Source organism: Ruegeria sp. CJ3 (assembly GCF_056536725.1).
On sequence record NZ_JBQFQE010000011.1, the window covers coordinates 71,276 to 93,288 of the forward strand.

Consider the following 22,013-nt stretch of genomic DNA (forward strand, 5'->3'; position numbering starts at 1 on the left):
GATGTCCTTTACCACGCTTTTGATCGGCCACGAATCCCTTGTGATTCAATGTGGAACCATGCTGCGCGAGGCGGGCCATGGCGTTCAGGGGGTGGTGACACGAAATGATGACGTCCGCGCATGGGCCGAGGCCGAGGGGCTGCCCGTTCACGCCCCTGGCAAAGATCTGGCGGACCGGCTGGGCGACATGGCGTTCGATTGGCTTCTCAGCATCGCCAATCTGGATCTGTTGCCGCAATCTCTGCTTGATCGCGCGGCCCGAGGGGCGGTGAACTTCCACGACGGCCCGCTGCCGCGCTATGCGGGGCTGAACGCTCCGGTCTGGTCGATCCTGAATGGCGAGGCCCGGCACGGCATCACGTGGCACATGATTTCAGGCGGCGTGGACGAAGGCGACATCATTGCCCAACGCATGTTCGATATCGACGCCAGCGAAACGGCGCTGACGCTGAACACCAAATGCTATGCCGCTGCCATCGATAGCTTCCCCGAGGTGATTGCCGCGCTGGCGAGCGATCAGCCCGCGCTGACCAAACAAGACTTGAGCCTGCGCAGCTATTTCGCCAAAGACGCGCGCCCTGCGGCGGCCGGACGGCTGGATTTCACCAAATCGGCGCAAGAGATTACGACGCTGATCCGAGCGCTGGATCATGGCGAATACTGGAACCCGCTGAGCTGCCCCAAGCTGGAACGCGGCGGTCGCATCTGGCTGGTCGGCAAGGCCGAACTGGCCGAGGCTGACACCACCGAGGCCCCCGGCACCATCCTGTCGCGCACCGAAGACAGCCTGACCATCGCCACAGCCGACGGTGCGGTGACGCTGAGCGGATTCCGCGATTGCTTCGGCGCGGCGGTCTCGGCAGAAGCGGTCACAAATGGCAGCAAAGCCCTGGCGTCCCCGTCGGTCGATGAAGCTGCGGCGCTGAGCAAAGAGCTGGCCTCGACGCTGGCCTCGGAGCCCGGATGGCGGGCCGATCTGGAGCGGCTCAGCCATCCCGATATTCCGATGATCGACATCTCAGCCGCATCCGGTGCGCCCCGGATGCAGACGCTGCACGTCCCCTCGGGCGTGACCGAGGCGCAGATCAACGGTGCGCTGGCCGCACTGTTCTGCCGTCTGGCCGACAGCGACACGATTGATCTTGCGCAACAGATGCCGGATGAGAGCTCCCACCTGTCGCCGTGGGTCCCGGTGCGGTTCGGCACGGGCAGTAATTTTGCAGCCTCCTGCGCCAAATTCGATGCTGAACGCGCCAACGCTCAGGTGCGCGGGCCGTTTGCCTGCGATCTTCCAGCGCGCGTTCCGAACCCGGTTCAGACGCCGCAGATCGGCATCACCAGCTCGGTCGCATCAGGGCTGGTTCCGGGCACCAGTCTGACTTTGGCGCAAAACGGGGATCAGGTGATCCTGATCGCCGATAGTGGCCATGTGGAAGAAACCGCGCAACGCCTGTTCTCGGCCCGGCTGGAAAGCCTGCTGGCCGCGCTGGCCGAACCCGGCATGGCCGAGCGTCCCGTCACCGACCTGCCCATCCTGCCCGAACCCGAACGGCAGCAGATTGTGCTGGACTGGAACGCCACCGCAACGGATTACGACCAGACCTCATGTGTGCATCAGCTGTTCGAGGCACAGGCCACCCGCACCCCTGACGCCGAAGCGCTGGTGTTTGAAAACATCGTCTACAGCTATGCCGATCTGAACGCGGCCGCCAACCGCGTGGCGCATGTGCTGCGCGACATGGGCGTCAAACCGGGCGTGCTGGTCGGTGTCCATACCCGCCGCTCGCCCGCCCTGCTGATCGGTGCGCTGGCGGCTCTGAAGGCAGGCGGTGCTTATGTTCCCGTTGACCCGGCCTACCCTGCAGATCGCGTGGCGCTCTATCTTGAGGACAGCGGTGCCGCGGTTGTCCTTACCGATTCAAGCCTCGCCGCCGACCTGCCTCCACACAAGGCGCAGGTTCTGGAACTGGACAGCGATCCCCGCATCGCCGCCGCTGCGACCGACAACATCGACAGCGGCGTCAGCGCGGATGATCTGGCCTATCTGATCTACACATCCGGTTCGACAGGTCGCCCCAAAGGTGTGATGATCGAACACCGCAATGTGTCGAACTTCTTCACCGGCATGGACGGGCGCATCCGCCATGATCCTCCGGGCGTGTGGCTCGCCGTCACCAGCCTGTCCTTCGACATCTCGGTGCTCGAGCTGTTCTGGACGCTGGCCCGCGGCTTCAAGATCGTGCTCAGCGACGATGAAAACCGCACTCTGGTCGCGGGCGACGCGGATTATTCCAAAGCGATCACCGGCCGCGGGATGGAATTCAGCCTGTTCTACTGGGGCAACGACGATGGCATCGGGCGCGACAAGTACAAACTGTTGCTGGAGGGCGCGCAGTTCGCCGACCAGAACGGGTTCTGCGCCGTCTGGACGCCCGAGCGGCACTTTCACGCCTTCGGCGGCCCCTACCCCAACCCGTCGGTCACCGGTGCGGCCGTGGCTGCCGTTACGCAAAATATCAGCGTGCGCGCAGGAAGCTGCGTGGCCCCGCTGCACCACACCGCGCGTATTGCCGAAGAATGGGCGGTGATTGACAACCTGACCAACGGGCGCGCCGGGCTGGCGATCGCGTCAGGCTGGCAGCCGGACGATTTTGTGCTGCGGCCCGAAAACACACCGCCTAACAATAAACCGGCGATGCTTGAATCCATCGCCACCCTGCGCCAGCTTTGGGCCGGGGAAACGGTCGAGTTCCCCACCAAGTCGGGCGACATGCACGGCGTCGTAACGCAACCGCGGCCGGTGTCAAAAACCCTGCCGATCTGGGTCACCACCGCCGGCAACCCCGATACATGGCGCGAGGCTGGCGCGATTGGCGCGAACGTCCTGACCCACCTTCTGGGCCAGAGCATCGAAGAGGTGTCGGACAAGATAGGCATCTACCACCAGGCGCTGCGCGAAGCCGGATACGATCCGAAAGACTTTAAGGTCACGCTGATGCTGCACACGTTCGTCGGCGACGAACGCGAAGCAGTGCGCGAGATTGCGCGTGAGCCGATGAAGGATTACCTGCGCGCTGCCGCTGGCCTGATCAAGCAATATGCCTGGGCATTCCCGGCGTTCAAGAAACCCAAGGGCGTGACCAACCCGTTCCAGCTGGACCTTGGCAGCCTGTCCGAGGATGAACTTGAAGGCATTCTGGATTTCGCGTTCCAGCGCTATTTCGAGGATTCGGGACTGTTCGGCACAGTCGAAGACTGCCTTCAGCGGGTCGAAGAGCTCAAGCGTATCGGGGTCGATGAAATCACCTGCCTGATCGACTACGGTATCCCGGTTCCGCAGGTGCTGGACGGATTGCGCCCGCTGGCCGAGGTGCTGCGGCTGGCCAATCTGGAAACCGCGCTGGACGACAATGACTATTCCATCGCGGCCCAAATCATCCGCCACAAGGTCACGCATATGCAATGCACGCCTTCAATGGCGCAAATGCTGGTGATGAATGACGAGGCGCGTTACGCCCTGGGTTATCTGGACCATATGATGATCGGCGGCGAAGCCCTGCCCGGCGCACTGGTGTCCGAGTTGAACAAGATCACGCAGACCCGGATCCAGAATATGTATGGCCCGACCGAAACCACGATCTGGTCGACCACCGAGATGGCCGCGCCCGTTGCCGGGGTGGTCAATGTCGGCAACCCGATCGCCAACACGCAGGTCTATGTTCTGGACGACGCGATGAAGCCGGTTCCCATCGGCTCGGCCGGAGAGCTTTATATCGGTGGTGCGAGCGTTGCGCGCGGTTACTGGCAGCGCGAAGATCTGACAGCTGAACGGTTTGTGACCGATCCGTTCTCGGACCTGCCCGGCGCGCGGCTCTATCGCACCGGTGATCTGGTGCGCTGGCGCACTGACGGCAAGCTTGATTTCCTGGGCCGTGCCGATCATCAGGTCAAACTGCGCGGCTACCGGATCGAACTGGGCGAGATCGAAAGCCTGCTGGACGCCTGCCCCGGCATCCGTCAGTCGGTCGTCATCGCCCGTGAGGATACTCCTTCGGTCGTGCAACTGGTGGCTTACATGGTCACCGATGCGCCCGTGATTGAGACAGCATTGAAAGAGGCGCTGTCGGCGCAACTACCTGATTTCATGGTCCCCGCCCATTTTGTCACGCTGGAACAGTTCCCGCTGACGCCGAACAAAAAAATCGACCGCAAGGCCCTGCCCGCCCCGGCCCCGCGCCGGATCAGCACCCCTGCAACCACGCAGCCCACCGCTGGCGGCAGCAATCAACAAAAGATTGCCGCGATCTGGGAGCGCATTCTGGGCGTCACCGGCATCTCCGGGCGCGACAGTTTCTTTGATCTCGGCGGGCATTCCCTGCTGGCCGTACAGGCCCATCGAGAGATTCGCACCGAGCTTGAGGTTCCATCGCTCAGCATCACCGACATCTTCCGCTGCCCCACCCTGTCAGCGCTTACCGAAGTGGTGGATCAGAAGACCGGAGGGCCAGAACCTACGGAAAACCCCGAAGAGGTCGCCGCCGCCAAGGCCGAACGCGCCGCCGAGCGCAGCGACGCCATGGCCCGCCGCCGTCAGATGCGATCGCGACGTCAACCCTCTGCATGACGGACCCGGCGGCGATCATCGCCCCCCTGCGCCGGATCCTGGGTGCAGGTGTCGGGATCGCCGTCACCGATCCTGCCGATCCGGGCGGGACGCTTCTGCCCGAAGAAAAACCCGTCGTCGCACGCGCCATCCCGCTGCGTAAACTTGAGTTCACCGCCGGGCGGGTCGCAGCCAGGGCAGCCCTGGCCCAGATCGGCCATCCGCCAACGGCTATTCCCAGCGCCCCCGACCGTAGCCCTGTCTGGCCCCCCGGCATTGTCGGGTCGATCACCCATTGCACCGAGTTGTGCATCGCAACCGTCGCTCACCAAGAGATGCTGCAAGGCCTTGGCATCGACATCGAGCCGGACACAGCCGTGCCGTCTGAAATGCACGACATCATTCTCACCCGCGCCGAGCGCGATTGGCTTGAGGCACAACCCACGTCTGAACGCGGCGCGTTGGTCAAATCGATCTTCTGCGCCAAGGAAAGCGCCTACAAGGCCATCTACCCCCTGACCCGAACGTTGATCGAGTTCACCGACATGCGGGTCACCATGGCGCAGGATCAGACGTCGTTTGTGGCCCAAACACATGGCGCCCCCAACATTACCGGCCATTTGGTGCGCTTAAAGAACCACGTCCTCAGCCTGTCCATTGTTCACTCAGCTGCGAATGCCTCAGACGGCTAGCACTGAATGCCCAACTGCGGCCGCTGGATGTAGAGATTGCTTCGGACCCGCTGTCTGGCCACCGGGTATTGTAGTCGGGCAGATTTCCAGGGTTCTGTCGCGAGATCTGCTCCCAACTGTCGCTTCGACCGCGGTTTTGATAACCCGCGCTCAGATAGGACAAGAGCAGACGATGACGATTTCGTTCAAAGGTGCACATTTTTTTCAAAGAACGTGATCCTGCACGCAGTCTTCTTCTACCTTCGATACGGCGTGTCATACCGTGATCTTGAAGAATCATGGCCGAACGCGGTGTTGACCTGGACCATGCGACGCTGAACCGCTGGGTGGATAAATATACCGTTCTGATGGCTGAGGCGGCGTGATATCGAAAACGTGCTGCGGATCGTTCTTGGCGCATGGATGAGACTTATGTGAAAGTGAAGGGCGAATGGATTTACCTTTATCGTGCCATTGATAAGTTCGGCAAAACGCTTGACTTTATGCTGTCCAAACACCGGAGCAAAGCCGCGGCAACGAGGTTCTTCACCCGCGCGTTCGAGATCAACGGGCTGCCACGTAAGATCGTCACCGACAAAAGCGGTGCGAACACAGCCGGGATCGAGTCCATCAACAAGATGCTGAAAAGCTTTGGTTGTCCGATACCAATCGATACTGGCTATGCACCCCGGGCCTAATTTCGTTTTTGCTGAAAATCAACAGACAACACATCGTGGCTTACGTCTGTGTCCGAATTTCGAGGGTAACTCAGTCTTTATGTCTTGGTGCTACAATGCACTTTTGCTATGCGTTCTTAATCTCCATCTGCAATCCCGTCCGCGCGGGCTCTGGCCCGGCGTGCGCGGTAACTGGGCAGTAGTACCAGAAGGACGGCGATCAGAAGCAGACCCAAAGTCATCGGGCGTTCCCAGATGAAGCCGATACCATCATAGAGCTGCATGGAGCGCGCGAAGTTGTCCTCCATCATCCCGCCGAGGATGAAACCGATCAGCAGTGGTGCCAGGGGATAATCCGCAAACTTTAACGCTGTTGCGCAAACCCCGAATCCGACCAGTATCAGTAGCTCAGTGGCGTTATTCTGGCCGATGTAAGCCCCCATCAGGGTGAAGAACAGGATAAACGGGATCAGAAAATTGCGCGGAACGGCAAGTACTTTGGCGATGTAAGGGATCAGCGGCAGATTCAGGATCAACAGAACGAGGTTGCCGATGAACATTGACATGATCACCGCCCAGAAGATCTGAGGCTCGTCCACCATCAGGCGCGGGCCAGGCGTGACATTCAGGGCGATCAGCGCACCCAGCAGGATAGCCGTGGTGCCGGATCCGGGAATACCCAAAGTCAGCAGCGGAACAAAAGACCCGGTACACGCAGCGTTGTTGGCGGCCTCAGGTGCGGCAAGACCTTTGATCGAGCCTTTGCCAAACTCTTCCTGTTCTTCCTTCGGGGCGATATTGCGTTCCACCGCATAGCCAAGGAAGCTGGCAATTGTTGCCCCCGCCCCCGGCAGCACGCCGATGAAAAAGCCTTGCGCGGACTGGCGACCAACAACCGGAGCGATGGCTTTCGCTTCATCCCTTGAGATGCGCAAATCCTTGATATCACCGTCATCACCTTTCAGATCCTTGGGCTTCAGGACAAGAAACAAGGCCTCTGGCAGCGCGAACATCGCCATCGCCAGCGTGATGAAGCCGAAGCCCGATTGCAGGTCCATGATACCCATGGTGAAGCGCGGCAGGTTGAACAAAGCGCCTTCGCCAACGGTCGCCATGATCAGGCCCAATATGGTCATGATCAACGCCTTAGCTACCTGTCCCGAGCCTGCGAAGGCTGCGATGGCCGAGAGACCCACGACCATCAGCGCGAAATACTCGGCAGAATGAAACAGCAAAGCAACGGAAGACAGGGCCGGTGCAAACACCATAAGCAGGATCGCACCCAAGGTACCACCGGCGAAACTGGCAATAGCGGCGATGGTCAGCGCCTTGCCGGCCTTACCTTGCTGGGCCATAGGATAGCCATCAAAGCTTGAGGCCACGGTGCCTGCGACCCCCGGCGCATTGAGCAGGATGGACGACGTCGACCCCCCGAAAATCGCGCCATAATAGACGCCCGCCAGCAGGATCAGCGCAGCCGAGGGATCGCCCATTGAAATTGCAACCGGGATCATGATCGCAATGATCGACATCGGGCCAAGCCCCGGTAGCATACCGATAAACGTGCCGATCAGGCAGCCAGCCACGACCATAAGAAGATTTTGGAGAGAGAATGCCGTTTGCAGGCCAATGAGCAATCCTTCAAGCATGTCAGCCTCCGAAAATGCCCGGCAGCGGGCGCATGTAAATTCCAAGAACTTCCTGAACCAGATACCAAACGAACCCGGCGGCAATCAGGGCGACGGGCACCATGACGTGCCACTTGCGCTCACCCAGAATGTAGGACCCAGTGATCAAGAAGGCTGAGGTGGCGATCAGAAAGCCAACCGGGCGCAGACACAGTGCGTAAACGACCATCAACGCCAGCAGCGCAATCGCCTGACCCAGATGGTACTCACCCAGACGGCGGTAATCGATATCCGCCTCTTTCAACTTGCTTTCTTCAAGTCCCAACAGGATGATTGCCGAAGCGATGATCCCCAGTATGGACAGAACCTTGGGGAAGGTGCTTGGCCAAATGGGATTCCTTTGCATGAAAGGGGGCAGGCTGCCGTCCATCGTAAACCAGGCCGCATAACCGTAGGTTAGGCAAATTCCCAGCAGAACAAGCGCGATCCAGCGATCCAGCGCCATCGTGTCCCCTCCCATTTCAGTTTGTGTTTTGGGGCAGAGCGGTGAACCGCTCTGCCGATGGTGCCTTTAGAGAAAGCCAAGTTTCTTCATCAGATCGCTGATCTGCTTTTCCTGATCTTCAAGGAAAGATTCGAAATCAGCGCCCGAGTTGTGAATGTTCACCCAGCCGTTGCGGGCTCGCACTTCTTCCCATTCGGGGGTGTCATACATCTTTGTAATGGCTTCCTGGTAGGCCACCAATTTGTCTTCGGGCAGACCCGGAGCTCCAAAGAACCCACGCCAGTTGACGAAAGTGGTATCGATGCCCTGCTCTTTCATGGTCTGCGCATCAGGGGCCGCATCCACGCGCTCCTCTGCGGTAACACCAATAATCTTCACCTCACCCTGATTGGCCAGATCGACAGCTTCCGAGAAGCCCGTCGACAAGGCGGCAATCTCGCCAGACAGCAGGGCCGCCATGGCTTTGCCACCGGCATCGTAGGGGATGTACTTGACGCTCAGCGCGTCTTTGCCAGCCGCTTCCATCACCATGGCCGCGACCAGATGGTCCATGCCGCCCGGAACCGAACCGCCACCGATCGCGGTCGCACCCGGATCGGCGTCAAATGCGGCCAATAGATCATCCATCGAGTTGATCGGGCTGTCCTTGCCAACCACGATGGCCGCATAGTCCCCGATAGTTCCCGACACCAGGGTCAGATCACGGAAATTATGCGGGAACACACCGGTCAGCGAGCGGATCACGATTGGCGTCGAATTCACCATCAGCGTGCCGTGGTTGCTTTCGGCGTTTTCAATCAGAAAACCGATGGCCTTGCCACCGCCACCGCCAGACATATTTTCGTAAGATGCGGTTCCGACGAGACCTGCATTTGTCAACGCCTCTCCGGTGCCACGTGCGGTTCCATCCCAACCGCCGCCAGCACCGCCGGGGATAAGAAAGTGGATGCTGTCAACCACCTTCTCTTCGGACAGTGCAGGTCCAGTAAGACCAATAGCAGCCACGGCCACAATTAGGGCGCGACGGCCCAGTTTGAGTGTTGTCATAATATCCTCCCTAAACCAGCACTATCAACGTAGCTGGTTGTTCGTTTGTGAACTGTAGAAGATAAACCTGTCACGAACCTGTCGATCACAGCGCTCGATCCGAGAATGTGCTGATGGGGTAGCCGGGATCTGTTGCAAGCTTTTTGCCATTGACGCTGACGGCACTGAGAGTGAATGGCGGCGATAATTTAGCCGAAGGTCAGTTCATGATCTCCTTCAAAGGCGCACAATATCCGAAGGATGTGATCCTGTTCACGGTGTTTTTCTATGTCCGATACCGTGTGTCTTACCGGGATTTGGTAGAAATCATAACCGAACGTCGTCTCCCAGTGGACCACACCACGCTAAACCGGTGGGTAACACGGTACTCTGGTGCAATTGCCGAGGCGGCGCGTCGCCGCAAAGGGCCATGTGATCGTTCGTGGAGAATGGACGAAACTTACATAAAGGTGAAAGGTGCGTGGATCTATCTCCACCGAGCGGTCGACGAGCACGGCAAGACCCTTGATTTCATGCTTTCACGGCATCGAAACAAACCAGCCGCCACCAAGGTCTTCGCCAGCATGTTCGAGGTCAATGGATTGCCAAGGAAGATTGTGATCAACAAGCGCAGTGCCGAAACCACCGGCATCAAGGCCATTAACAAAATGCTCAAAGACTTTGGCTGCCCAATCCCAACTGAGATGGTGAGGCGGAAATACTTGAACGATATTGTGGAACAGGGCCACCGTTTCATCAAGAGACGCACGCGGCCAATGCTGGGATTCAAGGCCTTTGCTTCAGCGGCGACAACGCTCGACGGGATAGAAGTCTCGCACATGATCCGCAAGGGCCAACTCACACCTGGACACTGCCCATTTCAGCAGTCCGCTGAGCTCGCCACCTGTCACACAAACGATTGCTGAAACAACTCAACCGGCTCAAATCTCTGTAACAAAACCGTTGATATGTACTTATTCAGCCCTCTCTTCCTGTTTGGCTGTTGCCGCACGCACCTCCGCACGTATTCCCTGCCGGAAGAACAAGACCATAAGTACTGCGATCAGCAGGAACACCGGAAAGACCATTAGCTGCGTCGCATTCAACCCCATGTAGATCGGCTTATTTTCCACGACTTCGAACAGCCGACGATGCAGGTAGACGTAATAAGCATCATTATCGTCGACATAGTCTTCACCCTCTCTCCAGGCGTCTTCGTCACCCGGCTTGAGTGTTGTTTCCTTCGTTTTGAGGTCCCATTGATATGTCCAGGTTGCCTCGGCCTCATTCCACTCGCCACCGGTCGTGAATTTGATGAAGTCATTTTCGAACCCAAGCGCGTTGGGCTTTTTCAAAGGGGCCGGAACATTGCGCATAACGATCCTGTGGACGTTATGCATCGGGGTGTTTACGCGGGAATGCCCTTCAAGCACTTCGTCATCATCAAGCTCATGAAGTTCGCCCGAAATGGCGTAGCCATAGTGGTTCAGCTTGTTCCAAAGGTCTTTTTCCTCAAACCCCTCGCGAGGCAACGTGTAGTGCTGGACCAGCCTGAACACGTTGGCGTCGAGATCATCCTCGATGATCATCTCATCCGCGTGCGTGGCGCCGGGAAACCGTTTGGCGTACCACTTTTCATATTGCTTGCGCCGGTCGTCCATATCCTCGCCGTCATAACGCCAGCGCATGTTGTCCGCTTCCACGCCCCGCCATGTGTCTGTGACGCTAAGCACTGCTGCATTCGGGCTGTCATCCAGGAATACAAATTCCTGCACAGTCTCTCGGGTCGGTTCGTCTGAAAAATGCCTTACAATTTCAACAAGCTCGGTGCTGTCCTCTGCCAAAGGCAGCCCCCAGGCGAAATCTCTCAGCGGAATCTCACGACCTACACCGCCTTGCAACAGATCGGTTGCGTCAACAAACCAGTCACCTTGCGGATCGCGGACACGTACAATGGCATGATCGAAGACAAACGGAGAAGGCAACATGCGCGGCAATGCAGGCCCCATGTCGTGATCAACGAGGACGACATCGGCCTCGATCTGCAGATGTGCCAGCATGGAAATCAGAAGAAGCGCCTTGTCCTTGCAGTCGCCATAGGCGCTTGACCAGACTTCGTCTGGGGATCGGGGTATCCAGCCGCCTTCGCCAATCGAGACACTGAAATACCGGACCCGATCCTGCACCAGACGCAAAGCTTGCGTTGCGCGCCATTGCCGGTCTTCGGACTGCGCCTGCATGTCATCGAGCAGCTTGACCAGATCATCGGGCAGCAAGTCGGGTCTGGCCCGATAGTCACCGGTCAACCCCTGGACGATCTGAGACCAATTCTGAAAGGTTGAGAGTTGCAGCCCATCGTTCGAGACGTCCCAATCATCCGCGGCGCGCGTGTTTCGGTCGTCTTCTTCAGCCTTTCCCAGTTCCCACCGTAAGATCGTCCTGTCGGCACCCTCGTCACGCTGCACATCGAACTCATCCGTGTGGTTCAGTCCAAAACGCGTTGCAGCGGGCAAGTCTATGGACGTGCGTCTCCGCTCCCACCCCCAATCTCTGAGCCCGTCTGAACGATAGTGAAACTGGTCCGGGAAAACGGGTGTGGTGGCTGTCGTCGACCAGATCATCTCGACGGTATCGCCGACTCGAAGATCGGCGATCTGGCCAAAATACTCGATGTCGCCCAGCATCACGCCCGAGTTAAGCTCGGGCTCACGCCTGAGTTCTTCAAACGGCAGATCGAGTTGGTCCACTATTCTGCCGTCCCGGTGGATCTGCAGGCGGTGAAGAGTGGCACGTTCGAAATTGGGGTCCACCATCAACTGCACTTCGCCATAGAGTTCCAACGAGGAGCGATCATGCACGGCAAAAAAGCTCTGCCTGACCCTCTGGTATCCGGTGTCTTCGACCCTGATCTTTTCGTCGTGAATGGGGAGGTTTATGGATGTGTCAGCCTGCAAAGCCGTTTCTCGGTCTTTCTGAGAAACTTCCTCATACCACTCAGGTAGGTTTTTATCGCGTAACAGTTCCGCTGACGCAGGTTTGGCACCGATCAAATTTAGTAAGCCCAATATGACAAGAAAGACGATGACCCAAATTGCAATGTTGGCGAATGTGGATTGCCACCACTTTTTTTTCTCAACTTTCGGCTCGGCCGTGCGTTTGGTGTCTGCCCACGGACCCAGCCCCTGAGAGACTCTGTAGGCGGAAAGAAGATTTGCTGCAGAGGGTATCTCCGGAACAACATGCAACTGATCATCTCTCGTCTCGATAATGGTCAGGTCATTTTCGTTGTGAACAGCACGCACCGCAGACCAATCAAGGCGCAATCGTTTGCCTTCGCGCCAGATTTCAATGGCCGCCTTGTCGCAACTCACGGCCGTCGGTCCCCAATCGAAGCCGCGCAACAGTCCATGCCGGAAGTAGTGAAGATGGCGCAGTTTTGGCAGAAAAGGCCATGCATCTGCCGCCGACACGGTCATCGCTACGAAAAGCAAGGCCATACCAATCTGGTTGAACAAGGGAAAGCCTGCGTCCAGCACTCCTCCGGTCAATAACGCAAACAGCAGAAAGGCCGAAAGACCTGCAAGCCATACGAAGCCCAAATAGCTAAACATTGAGCCCAGCCAATCCGGGCAGGGCGTACCCAGTTTTGCAGACAGTTTGCTCAACACTCGAAACGCCTCATTGGCCGAGATCTCTTGGTACTGAGCAGTTGCGGGCGCGTTTTTGGGATCGAACCCGCTCGAGCTCGGGGCTTGCCTTTTTGCGTTCAGCCTCTTCACAAGGCGTTTCGCGTCTTCGGATGTTGGCATGGGAACGAAAAACAGCCTTCGGTTTGCTCGTTTCCAGATTACAAATCGCCCCACGGCTGCAGGCTTGGAAATATGCGTAAAATGCCACGCCTCCGCTTGATGCACTTCTATGGCCTCGACGCTATCTTGATCGACCGTGTAGCGGGTATCAAAATTTGAAATGCCAAAATCATCCAGGATAACTGGGGCGCGACCCTTCCATATAGCCCACATGAAACCGGCGTTCATGGCGTTTGACCTTGCCAAAAAGAAAACGAAAAGACTGAGGAGTATCATCGCCCAGGGTTCTGCACCGACGAGACCCCAGTCGAGGCCAGCATGCCAAACAGCGACAAAAGCTCCGAAAGTCTCCGCCAGAAACGTTACGGCCAAGCAAGTCATGGAAATGGCCAGCATAAGATACAGCTTGAATGCCCTGCGAGCGTCCAGCCGGCATCGCTCAGCACGAACTTCGCGCGTCAGTTCGGTGTCGAGGGTCAATATGGACGAATTGCCTGGTGCCGGCACCAGCTCCGAATGAATCGCATTCACAACAGTATTTCCCAACCAATTGAATGCTCGCCAGTAGATTGAACCTTCGTGGCGAAAATATGGTCTTAGTGTCGCAGAAGATACGGATGGCGCTTCGTGTAAGCCGCTGGCAATAGAGGCTTATCTCATTTCATGAGATTGATCTTCCTCACCGCAAAGGACCGATCAAATCTTGCGCTGCCGCGTAAATTTCAAAGACAGCTTTGGCGTCAACTGCCGCGTCAAAACGAAAGTCACGGTGCTCGTGCAAACAGTACTGGGGCTGCAATAGACGCCTTCGCGTAAGCCGTTTCCAGTGCACATCTTTTGGTGTTTCCTTGACGGATTCTCCGAGCCGCCGTGTCCGTTTAAAGTAACAACCCGACATTGATCGGAGCACAACATACTGGGCTACCTCCTAGGTCTGGAAGCAGCCCATTTTGACCGACGCTGAACGATGTCTGAACGATGTCTGAACGATGTCTGAACGACAGCAATGCGCCCACTGTCGAAAGATCAAGCGCCCCGCACTTCGGAGATCGATGTTTCGCCAAGTTTCTCGACGAGGCTCTGTTCGATTTCCTCAAGGACACCGGATACGCGTTTTTGCAACGCATGCTCGACTGAACAGGCAGGGGCTTCGCTGATATCGTCAGACGCAACCAAACGCTCGTTAAGTGCGAGATAGACATCGGCAAGGGAGATATCCTGCGGCAAACGTGCCAAACGCCAGCCCCCTGCGTGGCCCTTCTCTGAGGTCAGAAGACCCGCCTCTCGCAGCCTTCCTAGCACGCGGCGGACCACGACAGGATTGGTGCCCGCATGATCTGCGATGTCGGACGACGTCCGTACGCGGTCCGGCTCCCCAGCCATATGGGTGAGAGTGTGCAGGGCAAGCGACAGGCGCGAATTGCGTTTCATGTGCGGTTTTTCTCCAATTGGATCATACACGTAACTTTGACAGTTGCATTAGTCTAGTAACTGCGTAAGTTGCGAGAAATATCACATCAGCTTTGGAGCGGTTTATGTCAGATGAACGCCTTCCCGTCACGGTGCTTTCCGGCTTTCTGGGCGCGGGAAAAACAACTCTTCTCAATCGGGTTCTCAATAACCGGGACGGGAGACGAGTCGCGGTTATCGTCAACGATATGTCCGAGGTGAACATCGATGCGGATCTTGTCCGGGCGGATACTGAGCTTAGTCGAACGGACGAGACGCTGGTAGAGATGTCAAACGGCTGCATCTGCTGTACCTTGCGCGATGACCTGCTGGACGAAGTGCGCCGCCTGGCGGCCGAGGGGCGCTTTGACTATCTTCTAATTGAATCCACCGGGATATCCGAGCCACTGCCGGTCGCTGCGACTTTCGAGTTCCGGGATGAGTTCGGGGCGAGCCTGTCAGATGTGGCTCGGCTCGATACGATGGTCACGGTGGTTGATGCCGTGAACCTTCTGAACGACTACGCCAGCCACGATTTCCTGAGCGATCGCGGCGAAACGATGGGCGAGGAAGATGAACGTACCCTTGTGCATCTGCTAACGGACCAGATAGAGTTTGCCGATGTCGTGATCCTGAACAAGGTCGATGACGCAGGCCCCTACAAGGTCGACGCGGCCCGCAAGATCATCAGAAGCCTCAACGCGGATGCAGAGATCATCGAAACTAACCAGTCGCGCGTTGCGGCAAAGAAGATCCTCGACACAGGTCTGTTTGATTTCGAGCAGGCTCACGAACACCCGATGTGGGCAAAGGAGCTGTATGGTTTTGCCGACCATGTGCCTGAAACCGAAGAATATGGCGTTGCATCATATGTGTATCGCGCCAAGGCCCCGTTTATTCCCGAGAAAATTCTTGCCGTCTTGAACAGTGACATGCCCGGCGTCATCCGAGCTAAAGGGCATTTCTGGATCGCTACACGGCCCGAGTGGGTTGCCGAGTTTTCGCTCGCGGGATCGCTCTCGAGCGTCAAACCCATCGGGACCTGGTGGGCGAACATGCCTCTGGATCGGTGGCCAGAGCAAGTCGCGGCATCCGACTACATCAAACAGCATTGGGCAGAGCCTTGGGGCGACAGGCGGCAGGAGTTGGTCTTTATCGGCGCTGGCATTGACTGGCCCGCGCTGCAGGCAAAACTGGATTCCTGCCTTGTTCCTGCTGTCTTGGCTGGCGGACCGGACGCCTTGCCACTTGATCTGCCCGATCCGTTTCCGGGGTGGCGTCGTGTGGAGGATGCGGCATGAATTTTGTCAGGAAGACCGTCCAGGGTGCTGCCATCGGCGTCGGTATCGCAGATGATCCAGCGGCCTTGAGCACCTTCCTGCAACCCGGCTGTGCCGCTGCGATCTGGCGCCGGCAAACGCCGCCAGAGGTGCAATTCTGGTTGGATCGCGTTGACGCCAACGCCCTGCCGCGGGGTCGGGTCATACACCGACCTCAAGCTGTCGGCGAGACGGTGCAGCACCTGTGCGATATGGCCAATGTTCCCGCCGGAACAGAACGGGATTGGCTTCAGGACGACGTCGTCAGGCTGGCCGATGTGTTCTCGGACTTGATGTCGGCCAAGTTCTTGCGGCTGCGGTTGGATGTTGTGACCACCAACGCCTGTCGCAGGTTTCACATCGACGCGATCACTGCACGGCTTGTGTGCACCTATCGAGGCACTGGCACCCAATACGGGATATCGACCGACGGTGGCGACCCGAAACGCGTGTTCACGGTTCAAACCGGCTCACCCATTCTTTTGCGCGGAACGCTTTGGCCCGTGGAACCACCGTCCGGTCTGCTGCATCGTTCGCCCCCAATCGAAGGGACAGGCGAGACGCGGCTGGTCCTCGTACTCGACCCCGTGACCGATCCGGAAAACGAAGTATGACCCGCAATCATGGACAAAGCAGCTTGTACCGCAAACGTTGGTCAGATGACCCCAATGTCGACCCATGATGGTCTGCCCCCACCTCTGAGACTGCAGTTATCGGAGGCGGACTTATCCTGGCCTCTCGCTTCTGCGCGGCGTTTGCCCGGGACCGGGGGTTGGGCACGCTTTGATTTCAATGCGTATTGACACGAGGCAGGGAACGGACAGCGATGCCTGCAGCAGACCTTCTTGAGTTTGACGTCAGGATCTGTTTGGCCCGCAGTCTCTTCGCTCGGTGCAGCGTCAGCCAATCACACCTTTCTTCAGAATGATATTGCCATAGAGCCGCCGTTCTCCGGTTTGGACAACGGCGCTGGCAGTGCTGGTGCGGTCATAGAAGGCAAATCGCTCGAGCCCCTGCAACTGTACCGGATGGTTTGCGCAGGTCTTGATGATGGTCTGAAAATCGGCGACGGCCTCTGGCACGGTCTCAGAATCTCCGACCACCTGCATGGTCAGGGCCGGGTCGGGGACAAAGCTGTCCAGCGGCATGACGGACAGGATTGCCCTGAGCATCTCGCTGGCGGTCGAACCGTCGGCGCGAATGCAGGGCGGCCCCGAACTCTCGCCGGGGAAGTTTGCATCGACGATGGCGATGTCATCCCCGTGCCCCATCGCGCGCAAGGTGTAGAGCAGTTCAGGCGACAGGATCGGATCGATATTGAGCAACATAGTTGGCCTCCGGCGCTCAGCGTTTGAAATGGGTTTGGGGTCGTGAATTCAGATCGATTGATACCACGGCGTGCGAGGTAGGGGCATATGTGTCGCAATGCTCTCTTGCAATTGCAGGGCCGTGGTGCGCAAAGCGTTGATCACAAGCTCGCGTCGATTGTCGATCAGGACATTCGCCAGATGTGGGATGGTCAGCGCAGCGATCACCATCTTTCCGGGAACGTGGCGAATGGGGGCCGATACCTCATTGATCGCCTGACTTTCCGGGCTGCCGAGCGAGATATAGCCTTGTTGCGCACATTCCGTGGCGTGGTCCGAGAATGCCTGAAGGTCGCTCTGGCTCTGCTTGGGGGCGATCGTCCCCAGCAGTTTGATCCGATCCGCTTCGGCATCCAGTTCGGACAGAAAACAGGCCCCGACGGATGTTGCAAAGACCGGTGTTCGGTATCCCACCTGCACGGTCACGCCATAGTTTTGCGACGATGACACGCTGTTGATGACGATCAGATCACCTGTGTCGCTGGGTACCCAGAGGTGGTTGGACAGCTCTGTTTCTTCTGCGAGGCGCTCCATATAGGGGCCCGCCAATTCGGCCAGCTTGCTGCTATCGGTTCTTTCTCCGCCCAGAAGGGCGAGTTTACCGGTCAGTTTATAAAGATCGCCGTCCTGCCGTTCGATATAGCCGCGTTCCTCCAGAACGATCATCATGCGAAAGATTTCGTTCTTGGACCGGCCGATCCCGCTGGCCAGTTGCGACAGGCTGGGCGTGACATCCGAAAGGGACAAAAACTCCAGAATATCCAGACCCTTCTCAAGTGCAGGGGCCGAGTATTTCTGTAGCTTGGTCTTGGTTTCGGACATTCACTGAACCTTTGCTGACCATTGTCTTAAGAGAAAGCAGCAGGGGCGCAAGCCCCTGTCTGCTCTGCCGGCGCTTCTGCGGGAGAAGGAGGAATGCCGGCGGGGAGAAGCATTACAACCCGTTTTTCTTGAGGATCTCACCTGCATTCTCTGGTGTGATCGCCTCGGTGCCCAGAACAACCGATTTCTCGACCTCTTCCCCTTTGAGGTGCTTCAGCGCCTGACGCAGCCCTTCGGCACCGGGCGTGGGATAGAGGAAGGTCGCGGCCAGTTCGCCATTGGCAACCCAAGTCACACCTTCGCCCGGCAAACCATCGACACCGATAAAGATAATGTCATCGGCGCGGCCCGCATCTTTGGCCGCCAGATAGGCGCCATAGGCCATCGGGTCGTTGTGGCCATAGACCATGGTGATGTCTTCATAGTTGCGCAGGGCGGTCGACATGATGTCATAGGCCTGATCCTGCTTCCAGTCGCCCGACTGCTTGTCCAACAGGAAGGTCACGCCTTCTTCGCCTTCAAAGGCAGCGTGGAATGGGTCCGACCGATCAAAGGTCGCCTGCACGCCAAGCCCGCCATAGATTTCGACGATATTGCCTTTGGCGTTGCCTTTGCCGCCCAGCAGTTCCAGCGCGTATTCACCGGCGGCCTCGCCGATCAGCACGTTGTCACCGCCGACCCACTGTACGAACTTGTCGGTGTCCACGTTGCGGTCCAGAACAAAGACCGGAATGCCCGCATCGGTGGCTTGCTCAACCACACCGGTCAGGCCGGCGGATTCCTTGGGTGAAATCAGGATGGCATCAACTTCCTGACGGATGAAGTTCTCGACATCCGCGACCTGCTTGTCGGTGCGGTCATTGGCGTCCGAGATCAGCAGTTCGACATTGTCGTGCAGGTCGGCCTCGGCACGCAGGTCCTTGTTGAACTGAACCCGCCACGGCTCGACCGTTGTTACCTGAGAAAAGCCGATCACATAATTGTCCGCTGCCCATGCCGCGCTGGCTGTCAAAGCCATCGACATGGCGGTGGCCGTGAGCAGGCCCTTGCCAAATGTTCTTCTTTTCATAGTTTACTCCTTAGTCATGATGCGGGTTATTTCGATGTCCCGCGTTCTGATTGCGCTCTGACCTTGGTCCGCCAAGATTTAAGGTCAGAGCCTCCTCCCTCTGCCCAGGCGTTCTTTTGCCATGACAAAGATCTCTTCAAATCGCCCTTCCTGAAGCAGGACGGCGACCACGATGATAATGCCCTTGAGGATCAACTGCGTGTTGCTGTCGATGTTGTTGAGTTGCAGGATGTTGCTGAGAAAGCCGAAAATCAGCACGCCCACAAACGTCCCCATGATCGCGCCACGCCCACCCATCAGGCTGGTGCCGCCGATGACCACGGCTGCGATGGCGTCCAATTCCAGACCAAGCCCCGCATCCGGCTTGCCCTGACGGAACTGCGCCACATAAAGCACACCGGCCAGCGCGGATAGGCCACCCGCCAGCGCATAGGTGATGATCTTGTTGCGGCCCACATTGATGCCTGCCAGACGCGCGGCCTCTTCATTACCGCCGATGGCCATCAGATAGCTGCCGAAGGTGGTGAAGCGGGTGATCAGGAAGAACAGCAGCAGCACGGCGAGGAAAAACAGGCCCGGAACCGGCAGGACGCCCCACAGTAATTCGCGCAGAACTTCAAAGCTCTCGGTCGCGTTCGAACCGGTATAGACCGGGTAGACGGCGGTATCCTGACCCGCAATGACGCGCGCCAGCCCCAGCGCGCCGACCATCATGGCGAGCGTCACGATGAAAGGCTGCAACCGGCCATAGACGATCAGCGCACCGTTCACCGTACCCATGACAGCGCCGATGCAAGGCACGACGATCAACACCGCCAGTACCCCGAACTTTGGCATCACCTGACCGGCCAGCCAAATCATGACGCCAATGGCGATGGCGGCAGCGACTAAGCGGCTCAGCATCCGCGAGGGCGCACTGTTGGTTGCCGCCGTTTCCGAGGTTCGGTTCAGGTTGCTTTGCACGAAATAGATCAGCGCGCCGATGGTCACGAACAGGACGATCCCCGTGGCCGGAACTCCGAAATAGCTGGCCGCCGTCCAGCCTTCCTGCGTCAGCAACATGGCGCAGATCACGGTGCCCAAGGCCATCACCGAACCAACGGACAGATCAATCCCGGCGATGAAAATCACCATCGTCATCCCCACCGCCACGATCCCCGTGACCGAGACCTGACGCAGGATGTCCGTCAAGTTGCCCAGCGACAGAAAGATGTTGTTGCCCTTGGACGACAACGGCGAGGTCAGGGCACCGAACAGGATCAGCGCGAACAGCCCCCAGTAAAGCTTGGTCTTGTTCAGAAGCCGCATGAACATCGCGGTGCCGGGATGTTCCTGTTTCACTGTCTGGCTGTTGGGTTCCATAACGGTCATATCTTTTCTCATATTGGGGTCGCGGCGGTCAGCGGAACTGCATCGCCAGGGCCTTGATCGAATCCACGGTCATTTCTTCGCGAGAAAGCTCTCCGGCCAGTTGCCCTTCGCACAGCACGATCATGCGATCGCAGACGGCCATGAATTCCGACAGTTCCGAACTGGCAAACAGGACCGAGATGCCCTGATCCGCCAGCCGTCCGACCAGATCGTAAATCTCGTCCTTGGCACCGATATCGATGCCGCGTGTGGGTTCATCCAGCAGCAGAACGCGCGGCTGGGTCGCCAGCCATTTGCCCAGAACCACCTTTTGCTGATTGCCGCCGCTCAGATTGCCGACGGCGTGCTCGGGTCCGGTGGCCGCCACCTTGAGCGTTTCGATGGCCTTCAGGGCCTGCTTGCGCTGCTCGGCCTCGGAATAGCGGCCAAAACGCGATTGCAGTGGCATTAGCGGCAGCGCGACATTCGAGGCGATTGACCGATCCAGGATCAGCCCGTTACCCTTGCGGTCCTCGGTGATCAGCGCCAGCCCGTTGCGGACCCCATCCTGCGGTTTCACCGGGCGCAGGGGCTTGCCTTCAAGGGCGATGTCACCCCGATAGGATTCACCGCGCGCGCCAAAAAGCGTTTCAAGCAGCTCGGTCCGTCCTGCGCCCAGCAGGCCGCCAACGCCCAGCACCTCTCCGCGTTTCAGATCAAATGAGACATCGTCCAGAACCTTACGATGGCCGGCCCAGGCCGACAGGTTGGCGACCTGTAGCACGACCTCGTCGGTGGCCGGGGTCTGACGGTCAACCGCGTTGATCTCGACCGTCCGACCGACCATCATGCGGATCAGCTCTGCCGGTGTGGTCTCGGAGGCCAGCCGTGTGCCGATCAGGTTGCCATCGCGCAGAACGGTGACGCGGTCCGAGATTTCGAACACCTCATCCATCCGGTGCGAGATATAGACTACCGCGACGCCCTGAAGGGCCAGATCGCGCACGACCTCCATGAGAATGTCGGCTTCGGCCTGCGACAGAGCCGAGGTCGGCTCATCCATGATCAGCAGCCGCGCATTCATCAGCAGGGCGCGGGCGATCTCGACAAGCTGTTGCTCGCCTACACGCAGATCCTTGACCGGGGTGTCGATATCCAGCGTGAAGCCAAACCGCGACAGAGCCTGCCGTGCCCTCTGCCGCAGCGCCTTGCGATCTATAAAGGTGCCGAATTTTCGCGGCTCATGCCCCAGCAGAACATTTTCGGCCACGGTCATTTCGGGGATCAGGCTCAGTTCCTGATGCATGATGACGATGCCATGGTTTTCCGCATCGCGCGGCGAGTCGAATGCGACCGTTTCACCGTCGATCTGGAAGGTGCCGAATGTCGGCTTCTGCACGCCGCTGATGATCTTGACCAGCGTGCTTTTGCCCGCGCCGTTTTCCCCCATCAGCGTATGGATTTCACCGCCATCAAAGGTTAGGTCCACGTCACGCAGCACCGAAATGCCCGAAAATGACATGCCGATCCCGCTCAGAGACAGGGTGATCTGGCTTTCCGTTCCGCGCTGCGCGCGCAATGCCGATTGCACTTTCGTCATTACAGCGCCTCCCTTCGCCGCTCTTAACGAGTCGTTTGAAACCGTTTCATATACGAAACCATGCGTGCTGGTGAAGCGTCAAGGATTTTTTTCCAGGGTATTCAAACCGCCATTTCTG

General features: G+C 58.2%; 16 protein-coding genes and 1 pseudogene. 7 read left to right on the top strand and 10 right to left on the bottom strand.

The window, feature by feature from the left end:
- Position 1: 1 nt before the first annotated feature.
- The 3 genes and pseudogenes from ACR0J1_RS17030 to ACR0J1_RS17040 all read left to right on the top strand — a co-directional run.
- Complete coding sequence (locus ACR0J1_RS17030) at positions 2 to 4,624, top strand: MupA/Atu3671 family FMN-dependent luciferase-like monooxygenase (RefSeq protein ID WP_480733894.1); 4,623 nt, start codon at positions 2 to 4, stop codon at positions 4,622 to 4,624.
- The gene (locus ACR0J1_RS17035; protein WP_480733893.1) at positions 4,621 to 5,295 is read left to right on the top strand and encodes a 4'-phosphopantetheinyl transferase family protein; all 675 of its coding nucleotides are present in this window, start codon (positions 4,621 to 4,623) and stop codon (positions 5,293 to 5,295) included. Before ACR0J1_RS17030 ends, ACR0J1_RS17035 begins: the two co-directional genes overlap by 4 nt.
- Before the next feature lie 172 nt (positions 5,296 to 5,467).
- Positions 5,468 to 5,948: pseudogene (locus ACR0J1_RS17040) on the top strand (IS6 family transposase); the annotation flags it as partial.
- Between the two features lie 140 nt (positions 5,949 to 6,088).
- On the opposite strand, the gene ACR0J1_RS17045 reads toward ACR0J1_RS17040, so the two are convergent.
- From ACR0J1_RS17045 to ACR0J1_RS17055, 3 genes are all read right to left on the bottom strand, one after another.
- Positions 6,089 to 7,600, bottom strand: a complete 1,512-nt coding sequence (locus ACR0J1_RS17045; protein WP_480534550.1) for a tripartite tricarboxylate transporter permease — start codon at positions 7,598 to 7,600, stop codon at positions 6,089 to 6,091.
- A 1-nt stretch (position 7,601) separates the two neighbouring features.
- Entirely contained in the window at positions 7,602 to 8,084 is a 483-nt protein-coding gene (locus ACR0J1_RS17050) for a tripartite tricarboxylate transporter TctB family protein (protein ID WP_480733892.1), read from the bottom strand.
- Between the two features lie 66 nt (positions 8,085 to 8,150).
- A complete protein-coding gene (locus ACR0J1_RS17055) occupies positions 8,151 to 9,131 on the bottom strand; it encodes a tripartite tricarboxylate transporter substrate binding protein (protein ID WP_480733891.1) in 981 nt (326 codons plus the stop codon).
- Positions 9,132 to 9,337: 206 nt separating this feature from the next.
- Here ACR0J1_RS17055 and ACR0J1_RS17060 point away from each other — a divergent pair, with 206 nt between their 5' ends.
- Positions 9,338 to 10,036 carry an IS6 family transposase gene (locus ACR0J1_RS17060; RefSeq protein WP_480733951.1) on the top strand — a complete coding sequence of 233 codons (699 nt, stop codon included), beginning with the start codon at positions 9,338 to 9,340 and terminating at the stop codon, positions 10,034 to 10,036.
- Positions 10,037 to 10,084: 48 nt separating this feature from the next.
- Here the strand turns inward: ACR0J1_RS17060 and ACR0J1_RS17065 are convergent, their stop codons facing one another.
- Both ACR0J1_RS17065 and ACR0J1_RS17070 read right to left on the bottom strand, forming a co-directional pair.
- Positions 10,085 to 13,450 (bottom strand): DUF3857 domain-containing transglutaminase family protein, encoded by a 3,366-nt coding sequence (locus tag ACR0J1_RS17065; protein WP_480733890.1) that lies wholly within the window; start codon positions 13,448 to 13,450, stop codon positions 10,085 to 10,087.
- A 495-nt stretch (positions 13,451 to 13,945) separates the two neighbouring features.
- Positions 13,946 to 14,350: an RrF2 family transcriptional regulator gene (locus ACR0J1_RS17070; protein WP_480733889.1), complete on the bottom strand. Its 405-nt coding sequence runs from the start codon at positions 14,348 to 14,350 to the stop codon at positions 13,946 to 13,948.
- 104 nt (positions 14,351 to 14,454) lie between these two features.
- Here ACR0J1_RS17070 and ACR0J1_RS17075 point away from each other — a divergent pair, with 104 nt between their 5' ends.
- From ACR0J1_RS17075 to ACR0J1_RS17085, 3 genes are read left to right on the top strand one after another with little or no spacing between them, the layout of a single operon-like run.
- Positions 14,455 to 15,669, top strand: coding sequence for a GTP-binding protein (locus tag ACR0J1_RS17075; protein WP_480733888.1), 1,215 nt, complete (start codon positions 14,455 to 14,457; stop codon positions 15,667 to 15,669).
- On the top strand, positions 15,666 to 16,301 hold the full coding sequence (locus tag ACR0J1_RS17080) for a DUF1826 domain-containing protein (protein WP_480733887.1): 636 nt from the start codon (positions 15,666 to 15,668) through the stop codon (positions 16,299 to 16,301). Before ACR0J1_RS17075 ends, ACR0J1_RS17080 begins: the two co-directional genes overlap by 4 nt.
- 54 nt (positions 16,302 to 16,355) lie before the next feature.
- Positions 16,356 to 16,490, top strand: a complete 135-nt coding sequence (locus ACR0J1_RS17085) for a DUF6525 family protein (protein WP_480734557.1) — start codon at positions 16,356 to 16,358, stop codon at positions 16,488 to 16,490.
- A gap of 96 nt (positions 16,491 to 16,586) precedes the next feature.
- Here ACR0J1_RS17085 and ACR0J1_RS17090 read toward each other — a convergent pair whose 3' ends face one another.
- The 5 genes from ACR0J1_RS17090 to ACR0J1_RS17110 all read right to left on the bottom strand — a co-directional run bounded on the left by ACR0J1_RS17090 (position 16,587) and on the right by ACR0J1_RS17110 (position 21,895).
- Positions 16,587 to 17,015: an RbsD/FucU family protein gene (locus ACR0J1_RS17090; protein WP_480733885.1), complete on the bottom strand. Its 429-nt coding sequence runs from the start codon at positions 17,013 to 17,015 to the stop codon at positions 16,587 to 16,589.
- 48 nt (positions 17,016 to 17,063) lie between these two features.
- The gene (locus ACR0J1_RS17095) at positions 17,064 to 17,876 is read right to left on the bottom strand and encodes an IclR family transcriptional regulator (protein ID WP_480733884.1); all 813 of its coding nucleotides are present in this window, start codon (positions 17,874 to 17,876) and stop codon (positions 17,064 to 17,066) included.
- Positions 17,877 to 17,988: 112 nt separating this feature from the next.
- Positions 17,989 to 18,945, bottom strand: a complete 957-nt coding sequence (locus ACR0J1_RS17100; RefSeq protein ID WP_480522180.1) for a substrate-binding domain-containing protein — start codon at positions 18,943 to 18,945, stop codon at positions 17,989 to 17,991.
- Between the two features lie 84 nt (positions 18,946 to 19,029).
- Positions 19,030 to 20,316 (bottom strand): ABC transporter permease, encoded by a 1,287-nt coding sequence (locus tag ACR0J1_RS17105; RefSeq protein ID WP_480733883.1) that lies wholly within the window; start codon positions 20,314 to 20,316, stop codon positions 19,030 to 19,032.
- Between the two features lie 28 nt (positions 20,317 to 20,344).
- Positions 20,345 to 21,895 (bottom strand): sugar ABC transporter ATP-binding protein, encoded by a 1,551-nt coding sequence (locus tag ACR0J1_RS17110; protein WP_480733881.1) that lies wholly within the window; start codon positions 21,893 to 21,895, stop codon positions 20,345 to 20,347.
- Positions 21,896 to 22,013: the final 118 nt, after the last annotated feature.

What these genes read in the sequence shown, in the direction of transcription:
- ACR0J1_RS17030 (WP_480733894.1), top strand. Translation starts at nt 2, where the DNA reads ATGTCCTTTACCACGCTTTTGATCGGCCACGAATCCCTTGTGATTCAA.
- ACR0J1_RS17035 (WP_480733893.1), top strand. Translation starts at nt 4,621, where the DNA reads ATGACGGACCCGGCGGCGATCATCGCCCCCCTGCGCCGGATCCTGGGT.
- ACR0J1_RS17045 (WP_480534550.1), bottom strand. Translation starts at nt 7,600, where the DNA reads ATGCTTGAAGGATTGCTCATTGGCCTGCAAACGGCATTCTCTCTCCAA.
- ACR0J1_RS17050 (WP_480733892.1), bottom strand. Translation starts at nt 8,084, where the DNA reads ATGGCGCTGGATCGCTGGATCGCGCTTGTTCTGCTGGGAATTTGCCTA.
- ACR0J1_RS17055 (WP_480733891.1), bottom strand. Translation starts at nt 9,131, where the DNA reads ATGACAACACTCAAACTGGGCCGTCGCGCCCTAATTGTGGCCGTGGCT.
- ACR0J1_RS17060 (WP_480733951.1), top strand. Translation starts at nt 9,338, where the DNA reads ATGATCTCCTTCAAAGGCGCACAATATCCGAAGGATGTGATCCTGTTC.
- ACR0J1_RS17070 (WP_480733889.1), bottom strand. Translation starts at nt 14,350, where the DNA reads ATGAAACGCAATTCGCGCCTGTCGCTTGCCCTGCACACTCTCACCCAT.
- ACR0J1_RS17075 (WP_480733888.1), top strand. Translation starts at nt 14,455, where the DNA reads ATGTCAGATGAACGCCTTCCCGTCACGGTGCTTTCCGGCTTTCTGGGC.
- ACR0J1_RS17080 (WP_480733887.1), top strand. Translation starts at nt 15,666, where the DNA reads ATGAATTTTGTCAGGAAGACCGTCCAGGGTGCTGCCATCGGCGTCGGT.
- ACR0J1_RS17085 (WP_480734557.1), top strand. Translation starts at nt 16,356, where the DNA reads ATGTCGACCCATGATGGTCTGCCCCCACCTCTGAGACTGCAGTTATCG.
- ACR0J1_RS17090 (WP_480733885.1), bottom strand. Translation starts at nt 17,015, where the DNA reads ATGTTGCTCAATATCGATCCGATCCTGTCGCCTGAACTGCTCTACACC.
- ACR0J1_RS17095 (WP_480733884.1), bottom strand. Translation starts at nt 17,876, where the DNA reads ATGTCCGAAACCAAGACCAAGCTACAGAAATACTCGGCCCCTGCACTT.
- ACR0J1_RS17100 (WP_480522180.1), bottom strand. Translation starts at nt 18,945, where the DNA reads ATGAAAAGAAGAACATTTGGCAAGGGCCTGCTCACGGCCACCGCCATG.
- ACR0J1_RS17105 (WP_480733883.1), bottom strand. Translation starts at nt 20,316, where the DNA reads ATGACCGTTATGGAACCCAACAGCCAGACAGTGAAACAGGAACATCCC.
- ACR0J1_RS17110 (WP_480733881.1), bottom strand. Translation starts at nt 21,895, where the DNA reads ATGACGAAAGTGCAATCGGCATTGCGCGCGCAGCGCGGAACGGAAAGC.